Here is an 887-nt window from a genome sequence, read left to right on the forward strand (position 1 = left end):
AACGCGCCGCCAAACGGGCTGCTCGCACCTTGGTCGCCATTCCACCACGCCCTAGCGCACCTGCACCACCGGAAGCCATCTCCTCTAGCCGCTCATCTGAGGCCAATACCTGAGTCAACATTTGCGCATCAGCATTTCGACGCGGATCCTTATCAAACATCCCCGCCTGATCCGTTAAAATTATCAGGCCATCAGCCTCAACCAAGTTGGCAACCAAAGCCCCCAAGGTATCATTATCACCAAAACGAATCTCATCCGTCACAACCGTATCATTTTCGTTGATAATTGGAATGGCACCCAACTCAACAATTGAACGAACGGTACTTCTAGCATTCAAGTAGCGCTTGCGGTTAGACAGATCATCGTGCGTCAACAAGACTTGAGCTGTATGCAAGCCATGCTTTTGGAACTCTTCTTCATAGGCCTGAACCAAACCCATTTGCCCGACCGCAGCCGCAGCTTGCAGCAAGTGTAACTCCTGAGGACGCTCGCTCATCCCCAAGCGCGCCATACCTTCCGCCACAGATCCGGAAGACACTAAAATAATTTCAAGCCCCTGACGATGCAACTTAGACAACTGCGCCACCCAGTCACCGATAGACTCTCGAGCCAAGCCCTTACCATCATCAGTCAGCAATGCACTGCCGATTTTCACAACCCAACGGTTTGCACGACTTAGCTCAGCGCGCCCAGTACACTCAGTCATATTGATACAACCCTATCGCCCACCACAAAACCACTCACCACACTACTGAGCATATACCACTTCAACACCATCATCGTCATCGCCGTCATCAAAATCGTCATCCAGCTCCTCACCTGCCAGGCGCTTAGCCTTGCGAGCCGCCTTCAGAGCCTCTAGATTATCTCTAGCTTCCTGATGCATC

The 887-nt window shown here is 51.9% G+C and carries 1 protein-coding gene; it reads right to left on the bottom strand.

All coding sequences use genetic code 11. From position 1 onward, the window contains the following. On the bottom strand, positions 1–706 hold a 706-nt coding region (proB, locus tag A3735_RS06190; RefSeq protein ID WP_068637776.1), incomplete at its 3' end, for a glutamate 5-kinase. Positions 707–887: the final 181 nt, after the last annotated feature.

The sequence above is a fragment of the Oleiphilus sp. HI0061 genome, from assembly GCF_001635675.1.